The organism is Bradyrhizobium sp. 41S5, from assembly GCF_011516665.3.
Taxonomy (GTDB): Bacteria; Pseudomonadota; Alphaproteobacteria; order Rhizobiales; family Xanthobacteraceae; genus Bradyrhizobium; species Bradyrhizobium quebecense.
This window is the reverse complement of the sequence record NZ_CP083721.1, coordinates 1,662,408-1,677,654: the sequence shown is the minus strand read 5'-3', so window position 1 is coordinate 1,677,654 and position 15,247 is coordinate 1,662,408. Positions and strand designations below refer to the sequence as shown.

At 65.7% G+C, this 15,247-nt stretch carries 19 protein-coding genes; 3 read left to right on the top strand and 16 right to left on the bottom strand.

Going from position 1 to position 15,247, the window contains the following annotated elements; all coding sequences use genetic code 11:
• Positions 1 to 34 precede the first annotated feature (34 nt).
• From HAP47_RS07880 to HAP47_RS07835, 10 genes are all read right to left on the bottom strand, one after another.
• A complete protein-coding gene (locus HAP47_RS07880) occupies positions 35 to 361 on the bottom strand; it encodes a hypothetical protein (protein ID WP_173638733.1) in 327 nt (108 codons plus the stop codon).
• An 81-nt stretch (positions 362 to 442) separates the two neighbouring features.
• A complete protein-coding gene (locus HAP47_RS07875) occupies positions 443 to 1,159 on the bottom strand; it encodes an MgtC/SapB family protein (RefSeq protein WP_173638734.1) in 717 nt (238 codons plus the stop codon).
• A 44-nt stretch (positions 1,160 to 1,203) separates the two neighbouring features.
• On the bottom strand, positions 1,204 to 2,223 hold the full coding sequence (locus tag HAP47_RS07870; RefSeq protein ID WP_173638735.1) for a WD40 repeat domain-containing protein: 1,020 nt from the start codon (positions 2,221 to 2,223) through the stop codon (positions 1,204 to 1,206).
• Complete coding sequence (locus HAP47_RS07865; RefSeq protein WP_173638736.1) at positions 2,223 to 3,272, bottom strand: CobW family GTP-binding protein; 1,050 nt, start codon at positions 3,270 to 3,272, stop codon at positions 2,223 to 2,225. The genes HAP47_RS07870 and HAP47_RS07865 overlap by 1 nt, the downstream gene beginning before the upstream one ends.
• Before the next feature lie 51 nt (positions 3,273 to 3,323).
• On the bottom strand, positions 3,324 to 4,199 hold the full coding sequence (locus HAP47_RS07860; protein WP_173638737.1) for a metal ABC transporter substrate-binding protein: 876 nt from the start codon (positions 4,197 to 4,199) through the stop codon (positions 3,324 to 3,326).
• A gap of 5 nt (positions 4,200 to 4,204) precedes the next feature.
• Positions 4,205 to 5,074 (bottom strand): metal ABC transporter permease, encoded by an 870-nt coding sequence (locus HAP47_RS07855; RefSeq protein ID WP_173638738.1) that lies wholly within the window; start codon positions 5,072 to 5,074, stop codon positions 4,205 to 4,207.
• 5 nt (positions 5,075 to 5,079) lie between these two features.
• Positions 5,080 to 5,835, bottom strand: a complete 756-nt coding sequence (locus tag HAP47_RS07850) for a metal ABC transporter ATP-binding protein (protein WP_173638739.1) — start codon at positions 5,833 to 5,835, stop codon at positions 5,080 to 5,082.
• Between the two features lie 2 nt (positions 5,836 to 5,837).
• Positions 5,838 to 6,029: a hypothetical protein gene (locus tag HAP47_RS07845; RefSeq protein WP_173640603.1), complete on the bottom strand. Its 192-nt coding sequence runs from the start codon at positions 6,027 to 6,029 to the stop codon at positions 5,838 to 5,840.
• A 341-nt stretch (positions 6,030 to 6,370) separates the two neighbouring features.
• The gene (locus HAP47_RS07840; protein WP_173638740.1) at positions 6,371 to 6,544 is read right to left on the bottom strand and encodes a hypothetical protein; all 174 of its coding nucleotides are present in this window, start codon (positions 6,542 to 6,544) and stop codon (positions 6,371 to 6,373) included.
• Positions 6,545 to 6,631: 87 nt separating this feature from the next.
• Complete coding sequence (locus HAP47_RS07835; RefSeq protein WP_173638741.1) at positions 6,632 to 7,549, bottom strand: LysR family transcriptional regulator; 918 nt, start codon at positions 7,547 to 7,549, stop codon at positions 6,632 to 6,634.
• 165 nt (positions 7,550 to 7,714) lie between these two features.
• Here HAP47_RS07835 and HAP47_RS07830 point away from each other — a divergent pair, with 165 nt between their 5' ends.
• From HAP47_RS07830 to HAP47_RS07820, 3 genes are all read left to right on the top strand, one after another.
• On the top strand, positions 7,715 to 9,028 hold the full coding sequence (locus tag HAP47_RS07830) for an MFS transporter (protein ID WP_173638742.1): 1,314 nt from the start codon (positions 7,715 to 7,717) through the stop codon (positions 9,026 to 9,028).
• Between the two features lie 20 nt (positions 9,029 to 9,048).
• The gene (locus tag HAP47_RS07825) at positions 9,049 to 10,122 is read left to right on the top strand and encodes a tartrate dehydrogenase (RefSeq protein WP_173638743.1); all 1,074 of its coding nucleotides are present in this window, start codon (positions 9,049 to 9,051) and stop codon (positions 10,120 to 10,122) included.
• A gap of 338 nt (positions 10,123 to 10,460) precedes the next feature.
• On the top strand, positions 10,461 to 11,219 hold the full coding sequence (locus HAP47_RS07820; RefSeq protein ID WP_231168801.1) for a haloacid dehalogenase type II: 759 nt from the start codon (positions 10,461 to 10,463) through the stop codon (positions 11,217 to 11,219).
• A 127-nt stretch (positions 11,220 to 11,346) separates the two neighbouring features.
• Here the strand turns inward: HAP47_RS07820 and HAP47_RS07815 are convergent, their stop codons facing one another.
• The 6 genes from HAP47_RS07815 to HAP47_RS07790 all read right to left on the bottom strand — a co-directional run bounded on the left by HAP47_RS07815 (position 11,347) and on the right by HAP47_RS07790 (position 15,141).
• A complete protein-coding gene (locus HAP47_RS07815) occupies positions 11,347 to 12,114 on the bottom strand; it encodes a serine O-acetyltransferase (protein WP_173638744.1) in 768 nt (255 codons plus the stop codon).
• A gap of 149 nt (positions 12,115 to 12,263) precedes the next feature.
• Positions 12,264 to 12,755, bottom strand: coding sequence for a DUF2852 domain-containing protein (locus HAP47_RS07810; RefSeq protein ID WP_173638745.1), 492 nt, complete (start codon positions 12,753 to 12,755; stop codon positions 12,264 to 12,266).
• 131 nt (positions 12,756 to 12,886) lie between these two features.
• Positions 12,887 to 13,600: a TetR/AcrR family transcriptional regulator gene (locus tag HAP47_RS07805; protein ID WP_173638746.1), complete on the bottom strand. Its 714-nt coding sequence runs from the start codon at positions 13,598 to 13,600 to the stop codon at positions 12,887 to 12,889.
• A gap of 95 nt (positions 13,601 to 13,695) precedes the next feature.
• Complete coding sequence (locus tag HAP47_RS07800; RefSeq protein WP_173638747.1) at positions 13,696 to 14,061, bottom strand: YciI family protein; 366 nt, start codon at positions 14,059 to 14,061, stop codon at positions 13,696 to 13,698.
• A gap of 79 nt (positions 14,062 to 14,140) precedes the next feature.
• Positions 14,141 to 14,566 (bottom strand): YciI family protein, encoded by a 426-nt coding sequence (locus tag HAP47_RS07795; RefSeq protein ID WP_173638748.1) that lies wholly within the window; start codon positions 14,564 to 14,566, stop codon positions 14,141 to 14,143.
• Between the two features lie 158 nt (positions 14,567 to 14,724).
• Positions 14,725 to 15,141, bottom strand: coding sequence for a YciI family protein (locus tag HAP47_RS07790; RefSeq protein ID WP_173638749.1), 417 nt, complete (start codon positions 15,139 to 15,141; stop codon positions 14,725 to 14,727).
• Positions 15,142 to 15,247 lie beyond the last annotated feature (106 nt).

Here is a 15,247-nt window from a genome sequence, read left to right as displayed (position 1 = left end):
CAAATGCGCGTCACAATGCGTCGGCCGAACGCGCCTATTTCTTGTCGATCGGCGGCGCGGTCTTCTCGGCCGGGGCGGGCGGCAGCACCGGCTTGGCGCCAGCCTTCTGCGCCTCCTCGTCCGGGCGCGCCGGCTCCGGCGCCGGCGTCGTCGGCCGCTGGCCGCCGGGCTTCGACTCGGCCGGCGGCGCGGTCTTCTGCGATTCCGGCGCAGGCTGCAGCGGCTGGGTGGCTTGTGCGGTCTGCTGCGGCGGGGCGGCGTTGATCTCGCGCAGCGAGAGGACCGATATCCCGACACCCGCCAACACCATGGCGGAGGCGATCAGCACGTCCGTTCGTAGCTTGGTCCGATCCGCAGCCATCTCGTTCACCCGCGTCGTGTTCGCGAGGTCAACGATCCTGCTCCGCCATGGTTCCGCGGCTTCAGGCCACGGGAACAACGCTCAATCCGTGGTGCTGATTTCCCAGGTCACGTGCCGCACGCCGGGCTGATGCTGCAGGTCGACCACCACGGCATTCAGCTCGTTGGGGTCGACCGCGGTCGAGACCAGCTCCGCCACGATCTCGAGGAAGTCGTCGCCGGCTTCGACCACGTTGACATCGGCGACCGGATAGTTCGCGGCCTCGAGCTTCTCCACCAGGCGGTCGCGCATGTCGGGCAGCGCCTCGGGGGTCACCACGAGCTTGAAGTAGTAGGTCGCCTCCGAGGCCTTCTCGTTCAGCGGGATGCGGTTGATGGCGTTGACCAGCGGGCGCAGCAACGTGTTGCCGGCGATCACGAACACGGTCAACACCGCCGCCTGCGCCACCAGATCGGCGCCGGCGCAGGAGCCGACCGCGGCCGAGGCCCACAGCGTCGCCGCGGTGTTGAGGCCGCGCACGTCCATGCCCTGCTTCATGATGACGCCGGCGCCGAGGAAGCCGATCCCCGACACCACATAGGCGATCACCCGCACCGCGCCGTCGGCACCTGCCAGATGCATCGCGAGGTCGACGAAGGCGGCCGCGCCTACCGCGACCAGCACATTGGTGCGCAGCCCCGCGGTGCGCTGCCGGTACTGCCGCTCGGCCCCGATCAGGGTGCCGAGCACAAAAGCTGACGTCAGGCTGACCAGCGTGTCGATGAAGTCGGCGAGCTGGAATGTGGTGAGAAATCGCATGACGCTGCCGATTCTTCCTCGCCCGAGAACGATGCAGCGATCTCTTACATTTCCAGGATGCCCGCGTCACCATCTTCCGTACCGAAGGCGAGCAGCGTGCCCCTGGCATTCCACCCCAGCGCGGACACCGCCGCGCCGGTATTCCGGCGCACCAGGATCTCGGCGCCGTCCTCGAGCCGGACCATCAGCACAGTGCCGTCGGCATAGCCGACCGCCATGATGTCGTTCTTCGGATGGCAGGCGACCACCGCGACCCGCGCCGGCATCGGCGCCAGCATCGCCGGCTCCTTGCCCATCGGGCCGTCCTTGCTGGTGAACGGCCAGACGATCACGGCATCGGCGCCCGAGGTCGCGAGCCCCTTGCCGCCGGCGCTCCATGACATCGAGCGCACGCGGCCGGGATAGCCGCTCATCCGCATGTGCCGGTTGTCGGCGAGCCGCCAGCCATGCATCGCGGCCTCGTGCATCGCCGTGACAAGAAACTTGTTGTCCGGGCTGAACGAGACCGCGAGATGCGAGCCGGCCCATTCCAGGAATTCCGGGTTGGCGGCCATGTTGGGAAACCACAAGGTCACGCCGTTGTAATGCGCGATCGCAAGCCGCAGGCCCTTCGGCGCGAACGCCAGCCCGCCGACGGTCGACGGTACCTCGAAGGTTTTCTCTTCGCCCTTGGGATTGCGCACGAACGCGGTCTTGCCCGCCGACCACGCTACGGTGCCGTCGCTGTGCAGGGCGACATTGTCGATCCAGCGCCGCTTGGCGTCGGTCGCAATCGTCGAGGTCTCGCCCTTGGCGTCGATCGCGATCAGCTTGCCGTCGTCACCGCCGGTGACGAGCCGCTTGCCGTCGGAGGCCGCGCACAGGATGGCGCCGAAATGCGTCTCCGTCCGCGTGATCTCGCCGTCGGCGGTCGCGATCGCGACACTCTCCTCGGCGCCGACGAAGAACGCGCGGTCGCCGAGGAAATGAACCGAACCGACTGCCGCGCCGAGCGGAAGCGGCTTGACGCGGTCGGTGATCGACACGATGGAAGATGGGGCCTCGCCCGGGTCGAACTCTTTCATCACGTGGTGATGCACTGCTCGAAGCCGTCGCGGATCGCCTGTTCCGGCAATTCGCGACCGATGAACACGACGCGGCTCTCGCGCTTCTCGCCGTCCTTCCATTTCCGCTGATGGTCGCCCTCCAGCATCATGTGGACGCCCTGAAAGACGTAGCGGTCGTCATCGCCGGTGAAGGCGAGGATGCCCTTCGAGCGCAGGATCTTCTGGCCCTCGGTGGCGACGAGGTTCTGCAGCCAAGGCATGAACTTGGTCGGGTCGAGCGGCTTCTCCGAGCGGAGCGACAGCGACTGCATGTCCTCGTCGTGATAGTGCTTCAGCCCGCCATGGCCGTGATCGTGGTGATGGTGATCATGGTCATGACCGTGGTCGTGATGATCGTGGTCGTGACCGTCGCCGGCCTCGAGGAAATCCGGCTCGATCTCCAGGATGCGGTCGAGATCGAACGCGCCGCGCTCGAGCACATCTGACAGTCCGACCTGGCAACGCTCGGTGCGGTGCAGTTTTGCGTACGGATTGATGCCGCGAATGCGGGCTTCGACCTCGGCGAGCTCAGCCTTCGAGACCAGGTCGGTCTTGTTCAGCACGATGACGTCGGCGAACGCGATCTGGTTCTTGGCTTCCGGCGCATCCTTGAGGCGGTCGCTCAGCCACTTGGCGTCGGCGACGGTGACGACGGCGTCGAGCCGGGCGTTCTTCTGCACGTCCTCGTCGACGAAGAAGGTCTGCGCGACCGGTGCCGGATCGGCAAGGCCGGTGGTCTCGACGATGATGGCGTCGAACTTGCCCTTGCGCTTCATCAACCCGTCCATGATACGGACGAGGTCGCCGCGCACCGTGCAGCAGACGCAGCCATTGTTCATCTCGAACACTTCCTCATCGGCGCCGATGATGAGGTCGTTGTCGATGCCGATCTCGCCGAATTCGTTGACGATGACGGCGTACTTCTTGCCGTGGTTCTCCGACAGGATGCGGTTCAACAGCGTGGTCTTGCCGGCGCCGAGATAGCCCGTCAGCACGGTCACTGGAATTTTTTGCGAAGCTTCAGCCATAACAACTCCGAATTGGGGCCGCGCTCAATCCCGGCAGGGAGGCCCCTGCCCCTAGTCGGCGAGCGCGCTGGTCAGGGCCTTTATATTGTGCCTGACCATATCAATGTAAGTGGGTGCTTGGCCCTTTTCGGCCGTCAAACTGTCCGAATACAGGGTCCCGCCGACCCTGGCGCCGGTCTCGGCCGCGATCCGCTCGATCAGGCGCGGATCGCTGATGTTTTCGAGAAAAACTGCCGGAATTTTCGCAACCTTGATCTGGGCGATGATGGCGGCGATATCGCGTGCGCTGGGCTCGGAATCGGTGGAGACGCTGAGCGGCGAGAAAAACGTAATTCCGTAGGCGTCGGCGAAATAGCCGAAGGCGTCGTGGGTCGAGATCACCTTGCGCCGCGCATCCGGTATCTTCGCCACCGCCTCGTGCACCTCGCGGTCGAGCGCTTCCAGCCTGGCCAGATAGGCGTCGGCATTGGCCTTGAAGACGCCGGCATGGTCGGGGGCCGCGGCGATCAGCCCGTCGCGAATATTGACGACGTAGATCTTCGCGTTGGCCACCGATTGCCAGGCATGCGGATCGTCATGGCCGCCCATCTTGCGCGGCATGATCCCATTGGCTGCCACCGCGACCGGCGCCTTGCTGCCGGAGGCCTGCAGCAGCCGCGGCAGCCAGCCCTCGAAGCCGAGGCCGTTGATGACCAGCAGCTTGGCGTCGGCGACCTTCTTGGCGTCCGCCGGCGTCGGCGCATAGACATGCGCGTCGCCGTCGGGCCCGACCAGCGCCACCACGTCGACGCTGTTGCCGCCGACATTGCGCACCATGTCGGCGAGGATCGAGAAGCTCGCGACGACCTTGATGCGCTCCTCGGCGCGCGCTGTGCTGCCGCTCGCCAGCAGCAGCACCAGACCGATCAACCCGAACAACCGCCGCATCGTCCTCACGCCTCGAGATGGCGGCCGGGAAACAGCTGCCGCACCAGGCCGCTGACATTGCCGAACAGCAGCGACACAATATAGAGCCCCGCCGCAACCAGGATGATCGCAGGGCCGGAGGGAATCCGGGTCTGGTACGACAGCACCAGCCCGGCATAGCCCGACACGATCGCGCTCGCGACCGCGATGCAGATCATGGTGGTGATGTCGCGCGACCAGAACCGCGCGATGCCGGCGGGCAGGATCATCAGCCCGACGCCGAGCAGCGTGCCGAGCGCATGGAAGCCGTTGACGAGGTTGACCACGACCAGCGCGAGGAAGGCGAGATGCGCCGGCGCGCCGGCCCGGCTCACGGTGCGCAGGAACACCGGATCGACGCATTCGATCACCAGCGGGCGATAAATCAGCGCAAGGACCAAGAGCGTGAGCGTGGCGTTGAACGCGATCACCAGCAGGGTCTGATCGTCCATCGCGAGGATGTTGCCGAACAGCACGTGCAGCAGGTCGATATTGGTACCCTTGATGGACACGATGGTGACGCCGAGCGCGAGCGAGACCAGATAGAAGGTCGCGAGCGACGCGTCCTCCTTCAGCTCCGTGGTGCGGGCGACGAGGCCTGCGAGCAGCGCCACGGCAAAGCCCGCGATCAGGCCGCCGGTCGTCATCGCGAACAGATTGAGCCCGGACAGCAGGAAGCCGATCGCAGCGCCCGGCAGGATCGCATGCGCCATGGCGTCGCCGACCAGGCTCATCCGCCGCAGCATCAGGAACACGCCGATCGGCGCACCGCCGAGCGACAGCGCGATCACGGCCGCGAGCGCGCGGCGCATGAACTCGAATTCGGTGAAGGGCGTGATCAGCGCGTCAGTCAGCATCGGCGTCAGGCGGCCCGTGAGCGCGGATCGGCGGCGCAGGCCGCGGCACTGTCGTCGAACGCTTCGCACATCCGCATCGCGACCGTCAGATTGTCCGGCGTCAATGTCTGTGCGGTCGGGCCCCATTCCACCGGGCCGCGCGCCAAGAGCAGCGTTTCCGGGAAATTGTTGCGCACCATGTCGAGGTCGTGCAGCGCCGCCAGCACCGTACGCCCCTCGCCGTTCCAGCGCTTCACCAGCGCCAAGAGATCGACGGTGGTCTTGGCATCGATGGCGTTGAACGGCTCGTCCAGCACGATCAGGCGAGCATCCTGCAGCAGCACGCGCGCGAACAGCATGCGCTGCATCTGGCCGCCGGACAGCGAGCCGATCGGGCGATTCTCGAAGCCGTTGAGGCCGACCGCGGCGAGCGCCGCCCGGATCTTGTCGCGTGCGGCCTTGCCGATGCCGCCGAAGAAGCCGGTCGAGCGCCACAGCCCGGTGCCGACGAAATCGAACACCGAGATCGGAAAGGTACGGTCGATGTCTGCGGATTGCGGCAGATAGGCGATGTCACGGTGGTCGAGCCCGTCGAGATCGATCGCGCCCGACAGCGGCTTCAGCACGCCGGCGATGCCGCGCAGCAGCGTCGACTTGCCGGCGCCGTTCGGGCCGATCACGGCGAGCAGCGCGCCCGCCTCGACCGCGCCGTTGAGATGATGCACGGCCGGGTGGCGGTCATAGCCGAGCGTGACGTCGCGGAAGGTCACAAGCGCGCTCATGGTTACCTCATCGCCAGCCAGACGACGGCCCACAGGCAGGCAGAGACCGCGAGCGCCGCGGCCAGCCGGGCCGGCACGGGCATGCGGAGGATCGACCAAGGCGCGGCCTGGGCCGGATGCGCCAAGGGGCCATGGCTGTGCCCGTGGGGATGGCCGTGGCCGTGATGGTGGTCGTGGGTGTGCGTATGCGCCATGGTGGAAATTGTTATATTATAACATAACGCGAGTCTACAAACGAGGAACTCATGGCCGCTCCGCAAAAGCGGGAGAGATACGAGCTGCGCCGATAGAGTGAAGCCCTCATCTACAGCTTTGTCCGGGAAGCCCGCCCCGGTGGAACCGTCGGCTGTCAGCGCCAGGATGAGGATCAAGGCCTCCCCGGCGCGACCACCCGCCGGAAGGCGATTCGCCTCGCGAATTTGCGCTTTTGGCGCAGGAGCAATTCGGCCGTGAACCTGTCGATGTCATCGCGCACCGACCATGATCGCGGCCGTCCTCGTATCAGGAACAGCGGCACCCTGACGCCGATCCGGCGTTACTGCGCCTTCGTTGGATCTTCCGTGTCGTAGACCACACCGCAGACCCTGTGAGCGTAGCAGGAGCGCAGGTGACATCGTTCATCCAGCGCGCAGCCGCCGTAGATCAGGGCGAAATAGCCGAGAACGGCGACGGCGGTCGCACCAAGAAGACATCTGGTCCAGAGATCCATCGACGACGACCTCACCGTGCACGAGCTGCACCGCCACGCGCCCATTACCCTTGGTACGATTTCACCGCAAACAGGTTCGTCGCCGCCTCACGCCTCGCGCGCGTAGCTCTTCAATCTCGCCTCCAGCACGGCGATCACCTGGTCGCGGACCGGATCGCGAGAGCCTTTCAACCAGGCGGCGGCGAGCGGCAGGCGGCCGGTCCCGCTGCCGCGCTTGAGCTTGAGAGAAACGAAACGCACGCCCGGGATCGCCATCCGCGCGGTCCAGCGCGGCACGATGGCGACGCCAAGCCTTGCCGCGACCATGTTGACGATGGTCTGCTTCTCGTCGGCGATCTCCTGGATGCGCGGCGTCAGCCCGGCCTCGTCGAAGAGTTTTGTCGTGAGATCGTGGCTGTGCGGCCGCGAGCGGCGCTCCGGCACGATCAAGGGCTGATCGGCGATATCGGGCAGCACGATCTGCTTGCGCCGCGCCAGCGCGTGCTTGTGCGACAGCGCCACCACGGCGGTCTCCTGCAGCAGCGGAAAAAACTCGATGCGCCGGTCGGGCCGCTCCGGCGGGCGCACGAAAGCGAGATCGAGCGCACCCGACAGCAGCTTCGGCAGTAGCCGGATGGTCTTCTCCTCGAGCAACTGCACGGCGACGTCCGGATGAGCGGCGCGAAGGTCGCGCAACAGCGGCGGCAAGAGGCCGGCCGCGGCGCTGTCGATCGCGCCGATCCGGAAGCGCCGCGCCTGCGGCTTGCGCAGCCGCCGGCGAAAGCCATCCTCGATCGCCTCGGCGCGGCCGAGCAGCGCGCGTCCCTCGCGCAGCAGCACAGAGCCGTCCTCGGTCAACGACACCGCGCGCGTGGTGCGCGCGAACAGCCGCACCCCGAGATCCTCCTCCAGCAGCTTGATGTGGCGGCCGAGCGCCGAGGGCATCATCTGCAGGCGCTGCGCAGCGCGGCCGAAATGCAGTTCCTCGGCGGCGGCCACGAAACAGCGAAGCTGGTGCAGTTCCAAAGCGGGTTCCTGTGCGTTTCGATCCGCCGTTGCCGGCTGCGGTGATTATATCATTTTTTTGTATAAACCGGCGCGGATTGAACCGGAAGGGCGCGAGCTTCTAGGCTTCCCGTTGGCGCGGCGAAATGCGCCGTCCCAACAAACAAGACGAACCCGGGGAAGCCCATGGAAAGCGAGCTTCGCACGCGCGTGTTGCGCAAGATCTCACTGCGCATCGTGCCGTTCATCATGCTGCTGTACTTCGTGGCCTTCATCGACCGCGTCAATATCGGCTTCGCTTCGCTGACCATGAACAAGGACATCGGCCTGTCGCCGACGGTCTATGGCTTCGGCGCCGGTATTTTCTTCTGGGGCTACTTCCTGTTCGAGGTGCCCTCCAACATCATCCTGCACAAGATCGGCGCGCGGATCTGGATCGCGCGGGTGATGATCACCTGGGGCCTGGTCTCGGCGGCGATGGCGCTGGTGCAGGGCGCGACCAGCTTCTACGTGCTGCGCTTCCTGCTCGGCGCCGCGGAAGCCGGCTTCTTCCCCGGCATCATCCTGTATTTGTCCTACTGGTTCCCGGCGCGGCAGCGCGCCGCCGTCACCGCGCTGTTCATGGCCGCGGCGCCGCTCTCGACCGTGCTCGGCTCGCCGGTGTCGGGCGCACTCTTGGAGATGGACGGCCTGTTCGGCTTCAAGGGCTGGCAATGGCTGTTCGTGCTGGAGGCCGTGCCCGCCGTGCTGCTCGGCTTTGTCGTGCTCGGCTTCCTGACCGACCGGCCGGAGCAGGCCCGATGGCTTGCGGATGACGAGCGCGCTTGGCTGGTCAAGACCATGAAGGCGGAGACCGACGGCAAGGCCGCGACCGCGAGCCACAGCATCTGGCGCGGCCTGGCCGACCCCCGCGTGCTGGCGCTGGCGCTGGTTTATTTCGGCACCTCGGCCGGGCTTTATACACTGGGCGTGTGGGCGCCGCAGATCATCAAGGCGTTCGGCCTGTCGTCTCTGCAGGTCGGCTTCCTCAACGCGGTGCCGGCAACCATCGCCGTGATCGCGATGATCCTGTGGGCGCGGCATTCCGACCGCACCGGCGAACGCACCTGGCACGTCGTGATCGCCTGCCTGATCGCAGCGGCGGGACTTGCGCTTGCCGGGCTATGGACCGGCCTTGCCGCCGTGATCGCGGCGCTGACCTTGGTCAATATCGGCATCTCCTCGTCGAAGCCGCCGCTGTGGAGCATGCCGACCATGTTCCTGTCGGGTTCGGCCGCCGCGGCAGGCATCGCCACCATCAACTCGATCGGCAATCTCGGCGGCTTCGTCGGCCCCGCGATGATCGGCTGGATCAAGGAACGCACCGGCAGTTTCGAAGGCGGTCTCTATTTCGTCGCCGGCCTGCTGGTGCTGTCAGCCGTGCTCACGCTGCTGCTGTCGCGCGCGCAGAGCGCGCCCGCGCAAACCGAACCTCAACCCAATCCCGTGCGAACCCGCTAACCACATATCGGAGAGAACCCATGCGTACCCATTCCATCGCCGCCATCCCCGCCGACGGCATCGGCCCCGAAGTGATCTCCGCGGGTGTCCGCGTGCTGGAGGCGCTGGCCAAGCGCAGCGGCGACCTCAGCTTCAACGTCAAGACCTTCGACTGGGGCTCGGACTATTACAAGAAGCACGGCGTGATGATGCCGGCCGACGGGCTGGCTGACCTGAAGAACTTCGACGCGATCTATTTCGGCGCGGTCGGCTCGCCCGACGTGCCTGACCACATCACGCTGTGGGGCCTTCGCTTACCGATCTGTCAGGGTTTCGACCAATACGCCAATGTGCGGCCGACCAAGATCCTGCCCGGCGTCGCCTCGCCGCTGCGCAATGTCGGCGTCGGCGACCTCGACTGGGTGATCGTGCGCGAGAATTCCGAGGGCGAATATGCCGGGATGGGCGGCCGCGCGCATAAGGGCCTGCCGGAAGAGGTCGGCACCGAGGTCGCGGTCTTCACCCGGGTCGGCGTGACGCGGATCATGCGCTACGCGTTCCAGCTCGCGCAGTCGCGGCCGCGCAAATTCCTCACCGTGGTGACCAAGTCGAACGCGCAGCGCCACGGCATGGTGATGTGGGACGAGATCGCCGCCGAAGTGGCAAAGGAATTCCACGATGTCACCTGGGACAAGATGCTGGTCGACGCCATGACGGTGCGGATGACGCTCCATCCGAAGAGCCTCGACACCATCGTGGCAACCAATCTGCATGCCGACATCCTGTCGGATCTCGCAGGTGCCCTGGCCGGCAGCCTCGGCGTCGCGCCGACCGGCAACATCGATCCGCAGCGCCGCTTCCCCTCGATGTTCGAGCCGATCCACGGCTCGGCCTTCGACATTACCGGCAAGGGCATCGCCAACCCGGTCGCGACCTTCTGGACCGGCGCGCAGATGTTGGAGCATCTCGGCGAAAAGGACGCCGCAGCACGCCTGATGGCCGCGGTCGAGAAGGTGTGCGCGGCCGGCGTGCTGACGCCAGACGTCGGCGGCAAGGCGACGACCAGGGAAGTGACCGACGCCGTGATCGACGCGATTCATGGATCGAATGTGTGATGCGCCGGTGAGAAATTCAGTGAGGTGAGCACGCCGGAAGGGCTCCCTCTCTCCTTGCGGGGGAGGGTTGGGGAGAGGGGCACCGCTTGCTCCGCCCGCTGATTGAGAAGGACAGGCCCTCTCAGGTGTTCGAGGTGTGTGTTGATGTAGTCGAACCGACGTCTTGCATCACTCCCGGGGCCATCCCTCACCCCGCCCTCTCCGCAAGGGGAGAGGGAGCCTGACCGGGGTGCCCACCTTACGAAGGTGCGCCTGCTTCCGATACAAGCAACCGGGGACGAACCGTGCTACCCGATCTGACCAGACGACACTTCATGACCGCCGGAGGACTATCGATCATGACCGCGATGACGGGGATACAGCCGGCAGGCGCCGCGCCATGGCGCGACGAGATCCGCGCCATCGCGTTCGACGTCCAGGGGACGTGCGTCGATTTCTATCAGCCGATCCTGCGCGCGGGGCAAGCCGTCAACGCCGCGAAGGGGCTCGCGCTCGATTGGGCGAGACTCTCGAGTGAGTGGCGCGATCTTTATCGTGCCGCGCTCGACGACGTGATCGGGGGCAAGCGCCCATGGATTCGGGTCGACCGCATCTATCGCGAGGCGCTGGATGTGCTGCTCGATCGCCACGGCCTCTCGGAGGCCTTCTCGAGCGACGAGCGCGACGACCTGAACACGGTATGGAGCAAGCTCGACGCATGGCCCGACAGCGTTGAAGGGCTTGCGCGCCTGCGCAACCGGTTCGTGACCTCGACCTTGTCGAATGCCGGCATGGCCGCCGTGGTGGCTGTGGTCAAGCACGCCAAGCTGCCGTTCGACGCCGTGCTGACCGCGGAGCTTGCACACAACTACAAGCCGTCACCTGCGGTGTATCAACTCGCCGTCGACTACCTCGGCTATCCTGCCGACAAGATCCTGATGGTCGCCTGCCACAAATACGACCTGAAGGCGGCCCGCGCCTTCGGCATGCGCACCGCATTCGTCGCCCGTCCGCTCGAGTTCGGGCCGGCGGCGAAGGTCGACGTCGCGCCGGAATCCTGGATCGACCTGCACGCGAACAGCTTTACGCAACTCGCCGACATGCTCGTGCCGGCGTGACGACGCGAAGGGCCCCGATCGATGCGCTCACACTAGAGAGGGATGACGTTTCTTCGAAACATCATTCCGCTCTGTCTCTTTGTTTTGAGCATGATCTTATCGGAGAACCGCTACACACTTTTCCGGATCATGCTCCAGGCGCACCGGCCTCGGCGCAATTGGTCAGCCGCGCCGGGACGCCGACTGCGGTGCAGCCCGCCGGCACATCCGACGTCACCAGCGCGCCGGCGCCGACCTTGGCGAAATCGCCGACAGAGAGGTTTCCGATCAGCGTTGCGCCGGCGCTGAGCAGCACGCCGCGGCCGATCCTCGGGGCATGGCGCGGGTCATCCTGATGCCGCGCAATGGTGACGTTCTGCATGATCGTGACCTCGTCGCCGACCGACGCCAGCGCGCCGACGATGATGCCGGTGCCGTGATCGAGGAAAACACCGGTTCCGATTTGGGCCAACGGGTGAATGCTGACCTGCAACTGGTCCGCCGCCGCACTGTGCATCAAGAGCGCGAGATCGGGGCGATCGTGACGCCACAGCCAGTTCGACACGCGCCAGGCTTGCAGCGCGACGTAGCCCTTGAAGTTGAGGAGCGGCGGCAGCAAGCCCGCGATCGCCGGGTCGCGGCGCACGATGGCCACAAGATCCGTGGCTGCGGCGTCGACCAGCGCGGGCTCGGCCGCATAGGCCTCTCGGGCCGTCCGCATGGGCTGCGCGCGATCGGCCTCGGCGCGGCCGATGCGCCGGCCGATCAAGAAGGCGAGCGCGCCGCCGAGATCGCCCTGATCGAGGATGAAGGCAGCCGAAGCCTCGAGAAAACGATCGGCGACAACGGCAGCTTCCGCCTCGCGCCGGATCGCAAGCCAGAGATCGTCAGGACTTGCCGTCGCAGATGCCGCCATGATCACCTCATCGCCCGGATTTCGACGATAGAGTGGGCATGACCGCTCCACAATGCAAACCGCCCGCTTGCTCATCGCAAACGGGCGGCTCAGGCCATCAGATTCTATGGGGGCACATCGCCTGAAGGCTCAGTGCTTGCCTCGCAGGATCAGCTCTGCGGCGGCTGATCGTTCGGCGGGGTCGGACGGGTCTTATGCTGCGCCATGAAGGCGTCGAACTCTTCCTTGTCCTTGGCGTGGCGCAGGCGATCGAGGAAGTTCTTGAACTCCACCTGCTCTTCCTCGAGCCGGCGCAGCGTGTCCTGGCGGTACTCGTCGAAGGCGCGGTTGCCGCTCGAGGGCGGACCGAAGCCGCCGAACGGGAAGCCGCGGCGCTCCATGCGGCTCTTCATCCGCTCCATCTTGTCCTGCATGCGCTCCATCTTGTTCGCCCAGCGATCCTGATCGTAGTGACTCCAACAGCCCATTTTTCTGCTCCCGAGTGTGAAAAAGAGAAGGGCGAGGCCGATCGGCCACCAGATCATGAAGCCGAGGATGATCCCGGCGATTTTCAGGGGATGCCACGGCGTCGCGTAGAAGTGCGGACGGTAGGGCTCTTCGACGGGGCCGCGCCAGCGATTGACATCTGCGGTGTAGGCCATTTCCTTCTCCATCACGGCAATCACGCCGTTGTGAATGTAAATAACATTTACATAGATAGCCGAGCCCTTGGGAAAGTCAAGCAGAGCAGGTGACGCACCCCTCGGATTATTTTTGGCTTGGCCGTTGAACCTTATTTCGGCTTGCCCCACGGGCCGGATCTGTCGCCGGCCGGCTCTTCGTCGGCTGCCGCGGTTCCCGGCCTGCGATCGGTGAGGAAGCCAAGGCCGCGCAGATAGATCAGCACTTCGGCCTCGAGCAGATCCTCCGGCGACATCGGCAGCTTGCGCCGCGCGGCATCGCCGCGGCCGAACAGCGAGGCGACGCCGTGCGACATCGACCAGATATGCAGCGCCATCATCATCGCCGGCGGGCGCGGTGTGCCGGGCGGCGCCAGCGCCGCGAGCCGCTCGGCGGCGGCGCGGATGATCGCAAATGCGCGTTCGCTTGCCGCCATCAAGGTCGGATTGGAATCGACCGGCAGGCCGGATTCGAACATCGCGGAGTAGAACGCGGGCTCCTCACGCGCAAAGGCGAGATAGGCCTTGCCGACCCGCTCGAACGCCGAGACGGTGTCGGGGCGGCCGTCGTCCCAGGCCTGCGTCAAGAGCTGCTCGAACTGCTCGAAGCCGCGCTGTGCGATGCTGGCGATCAGTTCGTCACGGTCGCGGAAGTGGCGGTAGGGCGCGGCGGGGCTGACGCCGGCCATTCGCGCGGCGTCGGCGAAGGTGAAGCCGGCCGGCCCCTTCTTCGAGATCAGGTCGAGGGCTGCCTGCAGCAACGCCTCTTTGAGATTGCCGTGATGATAGCCGCGCTCGGCGCGGCCTTGGTCCTTGCGCCAGCTCATGTGAACGGCTTTTACATGAGCCGGCGGTAAAGGTCACTAGCGGCCCGGCGGGTGGTTAATCAAGAAACGGACCCTCTCCCGCCGCCCCCGGGGCACTAGCGGCCCGGGATCGGCAGCACCGGCATGATCTCCACGGCCTCGCCCGGGAAGATCGAAAAATGCGGATGGTTTTCGAACAGCTTTGCCGCCGCCTCATGCGAGGGCGCGCGCACCACGGTGAAACCGGTCATCAGATTGGCGATGTCGGCGGTGCCGCCGGCCCCGACCTGCTTGGTCTTGCCGAGCGGTCCGCCCATCTCGACGATCACGTCGTGATGCTTCTCGACCCAGGCGCCCCAAGCGGCCATGCCCTGCTGCTCCTTGGCACGCCGTTCGGCCTCCGGCAGCGCGTTCCAGGCTGCCATGCGCGAACCGGATTTGCCGCCGCCGAGATAGACGGCAAGGAAGGTGTTGCTGCTCATCGTGCTTCTCCGTTGTGGTGGTTTGACGATCGGTCGGTCGCGATGCCGCTTTGGAGCGGCATCGCTTCTCGTTTGAGATCTAGCGCAGCGCCTTGCCCCAGCCGCCCTGCGGATGCTCGAAGGTCGCGGCCGCCTGCTGCACCTCCTCGGAGAAATCCGCCATCTCCTGCACCTGGCGGATCTCGATCATCTCGTTGGCGGAGGCCGGGCACTGCTTCGCCCATTCGATCGCTTCCGCGCGCGAGTCGACCTCGATCATCCAGAAGCCGCCGATCACTTCCTTGGCTTCGGTGAACGGACCGTCGATCACCACCGGCAGGCCTGTGTCGAACTTGACGCGCGCGCCTGAGGCCGGCGGATGCAGGCCTTCCAGCGTGATCAGCACGCCGGCATCCTTCAGCGCCTGATTGTATCGCATCATCGCGGCGACCCGTTCGGGGTCGAGCTCGAGCTTGGCCGGCGCGGACTCGTAGCCGAGCGGGATCATCAGCATCATGAAACGCATTGGTCGGACTTTCTTGCTAGTTGAATCACGTGGAGTTCTCATCCCCGTCATTTCGGGAATGCGCCGTCCGAATTCGAGTTTACTCGAATTCGGCACTTAGTATTTGTCCAAGTCGGCAACAGCCGACTTGGACGCGCTAGCCCGCAATGACGAAGTCGTCACCTGTTTCCGGCCTGCGCACGCAGGCGCTCTCCCTGCTCGCGCAGCTCGGGCGTCAGCGCCTCGCCGAAATCCTCCGCGGCAAACACCTGGCGGATCTCGATCTCGGAGCCGCCGTCGAACGGCGCGCGCTTCATCCAGTCGATCGCTTCATCGAGCGAGCTGGTCTCGATCAGCCAGAAGCCGCAGACCAGATCGCCGGTCGGGTTGAACGGTCCGTGGCTCACGGTGCTCTGCCCGCCGGCATATTTGACGCGCGCGCCCTTGTTGGTCGGATGCAGGCCCTCGCCGGCCTGCATCACGCCGGCCTTGACCATCTCCTCGTTGAACTTGCCCATCGCGGCAAGCAGCTCGGTGCTCGGCATCACGCCGGCCTCGGTATCCTTGTTCGCCTTCACGATCACCATGAACTTCATCGTCCTGCTCCGTTGTCTCTGAGCCGATCACAGCACCGGCGCTCGATTGAACGACGATGCAGAGTTTGCGATTCCGACACGGCGTTTGAAATTATTCTCGAGGTCA

What these genes read in the sequence shown, in the direction of transcription:
- HAP47_RS07880 (WP_173638733.1), bottom strand. Translation starts at nt 361, where the DNA reads ATGGCTGCGGATCGGACCAAGCTACGAACGGACGTGCTGATCGCCTCC.
- HAP47_RS07875 (WP_173638734.1), bottom strand. Translation starts at nt 1,159, where the DNA reads ATGCGATTTCTCACCACATTCCAGCTCGCCGACTTCATCGACACGCTG.
- HAP47_RS07870 (WP_173638735.1), bottom strand. Translation starts at nt 2,223, where the DNA reads ATGAAAGAGTTCGACCCGGGCGAGGCCCCATCTTCCATCGTGTCGATC.
- HAP47_RS07865 (WP_173638736.1), bottom strand. Translation starts at nt 3,272, where the DNA reads ATGGCTGAAGCTTCGCAAAAAATTCCAGTGACCGTGCTGACGGGCTAT.
- HAP47_RS07860 (WP_173638737.1), bottom strand. Translation starts at nt 4,199, where the DNA reads ATGCGGCGGTTGTTCGGGTTGATCGGTCTGGTGCTGCTGCTGGCGAGC.
- HAP47_RS07855 (WP_173638738.1), bottom strand. Translation starts at nt 5,074, where the DNA reads ATGCTGACTGACGCGCTGATCACGCCCTTCACCGAATTCGAGTTCATG.
- HAP47_RS07850 (WP_173638739.1), bottom strand. Translation starts at nt 5,835, where the DNA reads ATGAGCGCGCTTGTGACCTTCCGCGACGTCACGCTCGGCTATGACCGC.
- HAP47_RS07845 (WP_173640603.1), bottom strand. Translation starts at nt 6,029, where the DNA reads ATGGCGCATACGCACACCCACGACCACCATCACGGCCACGGCCATCCC.
- HAP47_RS07840 (WP_173638740.1), bottom strand. Translation starts at nt 6,544, where the DNA reads ATGGATCTCTGGACCAGATGTCTTCTTGGTGCGACCGCCGTCGCCGTT.
- HAP47_RS07830 (WP_173638742.1), top strand. Translation starts at nt 7,715, where the DNA reads ATGGAAAGCGAGCTTCGCACGCGCGTGTTGCGCAAGATCTCACTGCGC.
- HAP47_RS07825 (WP_173638743.1), top strand. Translation starts at nt 9,049, where the DNA reads ATGCGTACCCATTCCATCGCCGCCATCCCCGCCGACGGCATCGGCCCC.
- HAP47_RS07820 (WP_231168801.1), top strand. Translation starts at nt 10,461, where the DNA reads ATGACCGCGATGACGGGGATACAGCCGGCAGGCGCCGCGCCATGGCGC.
- HAP47_RS07815 (WP_173638744.1), bottom strand. Translation starts at nt 12,114, where the DNA reads ATGGCGGCATCTGCGACGGCAAGTCCTGACGATCTCTGGCTTGCGATC.
- HAP47_RS07810 (WP_173638745.1), bottom strand. Translation starts at nt 12,755, where the DNA reads ATGGCCTACACCGCAGATGTCAATCGCTGGCGCGGCCCCGTCGAAGAG.
- HAP47_RS07805 (WP_173638746.1), bottom strand. Translation starts at nt 13,600, where the DNA reads ATGAGCTGGCGCAAGGACCAAGGCCGCGCCGAGCGCGGCTATCATCAC.
- HAP47_RS07800 (WP_173638747.1), bottom strand. Translation starts at nt 14,061, where the DNA reads ATGAGCAGCAACACCTTCCTTGCCGTCTATCTCGGCGGCGGCAAATCC.
- HAP47_RS07795 (WP_173638748.1), bottom strand. Translation starts at nt 14,566, where the DNA reads ATGCGTTTCATGATGCTGATGATCCCGCTCGGCTACGAGTCCGCGCCG.
- HAP47_RS07790 (WP_173638749.1), bottom strand. Translation starts at nt 15,141, where the DNA reads ATGAAGTTCATGGTGATCGTGAAGGCGAACAAGGATACCGAGGCCGGC.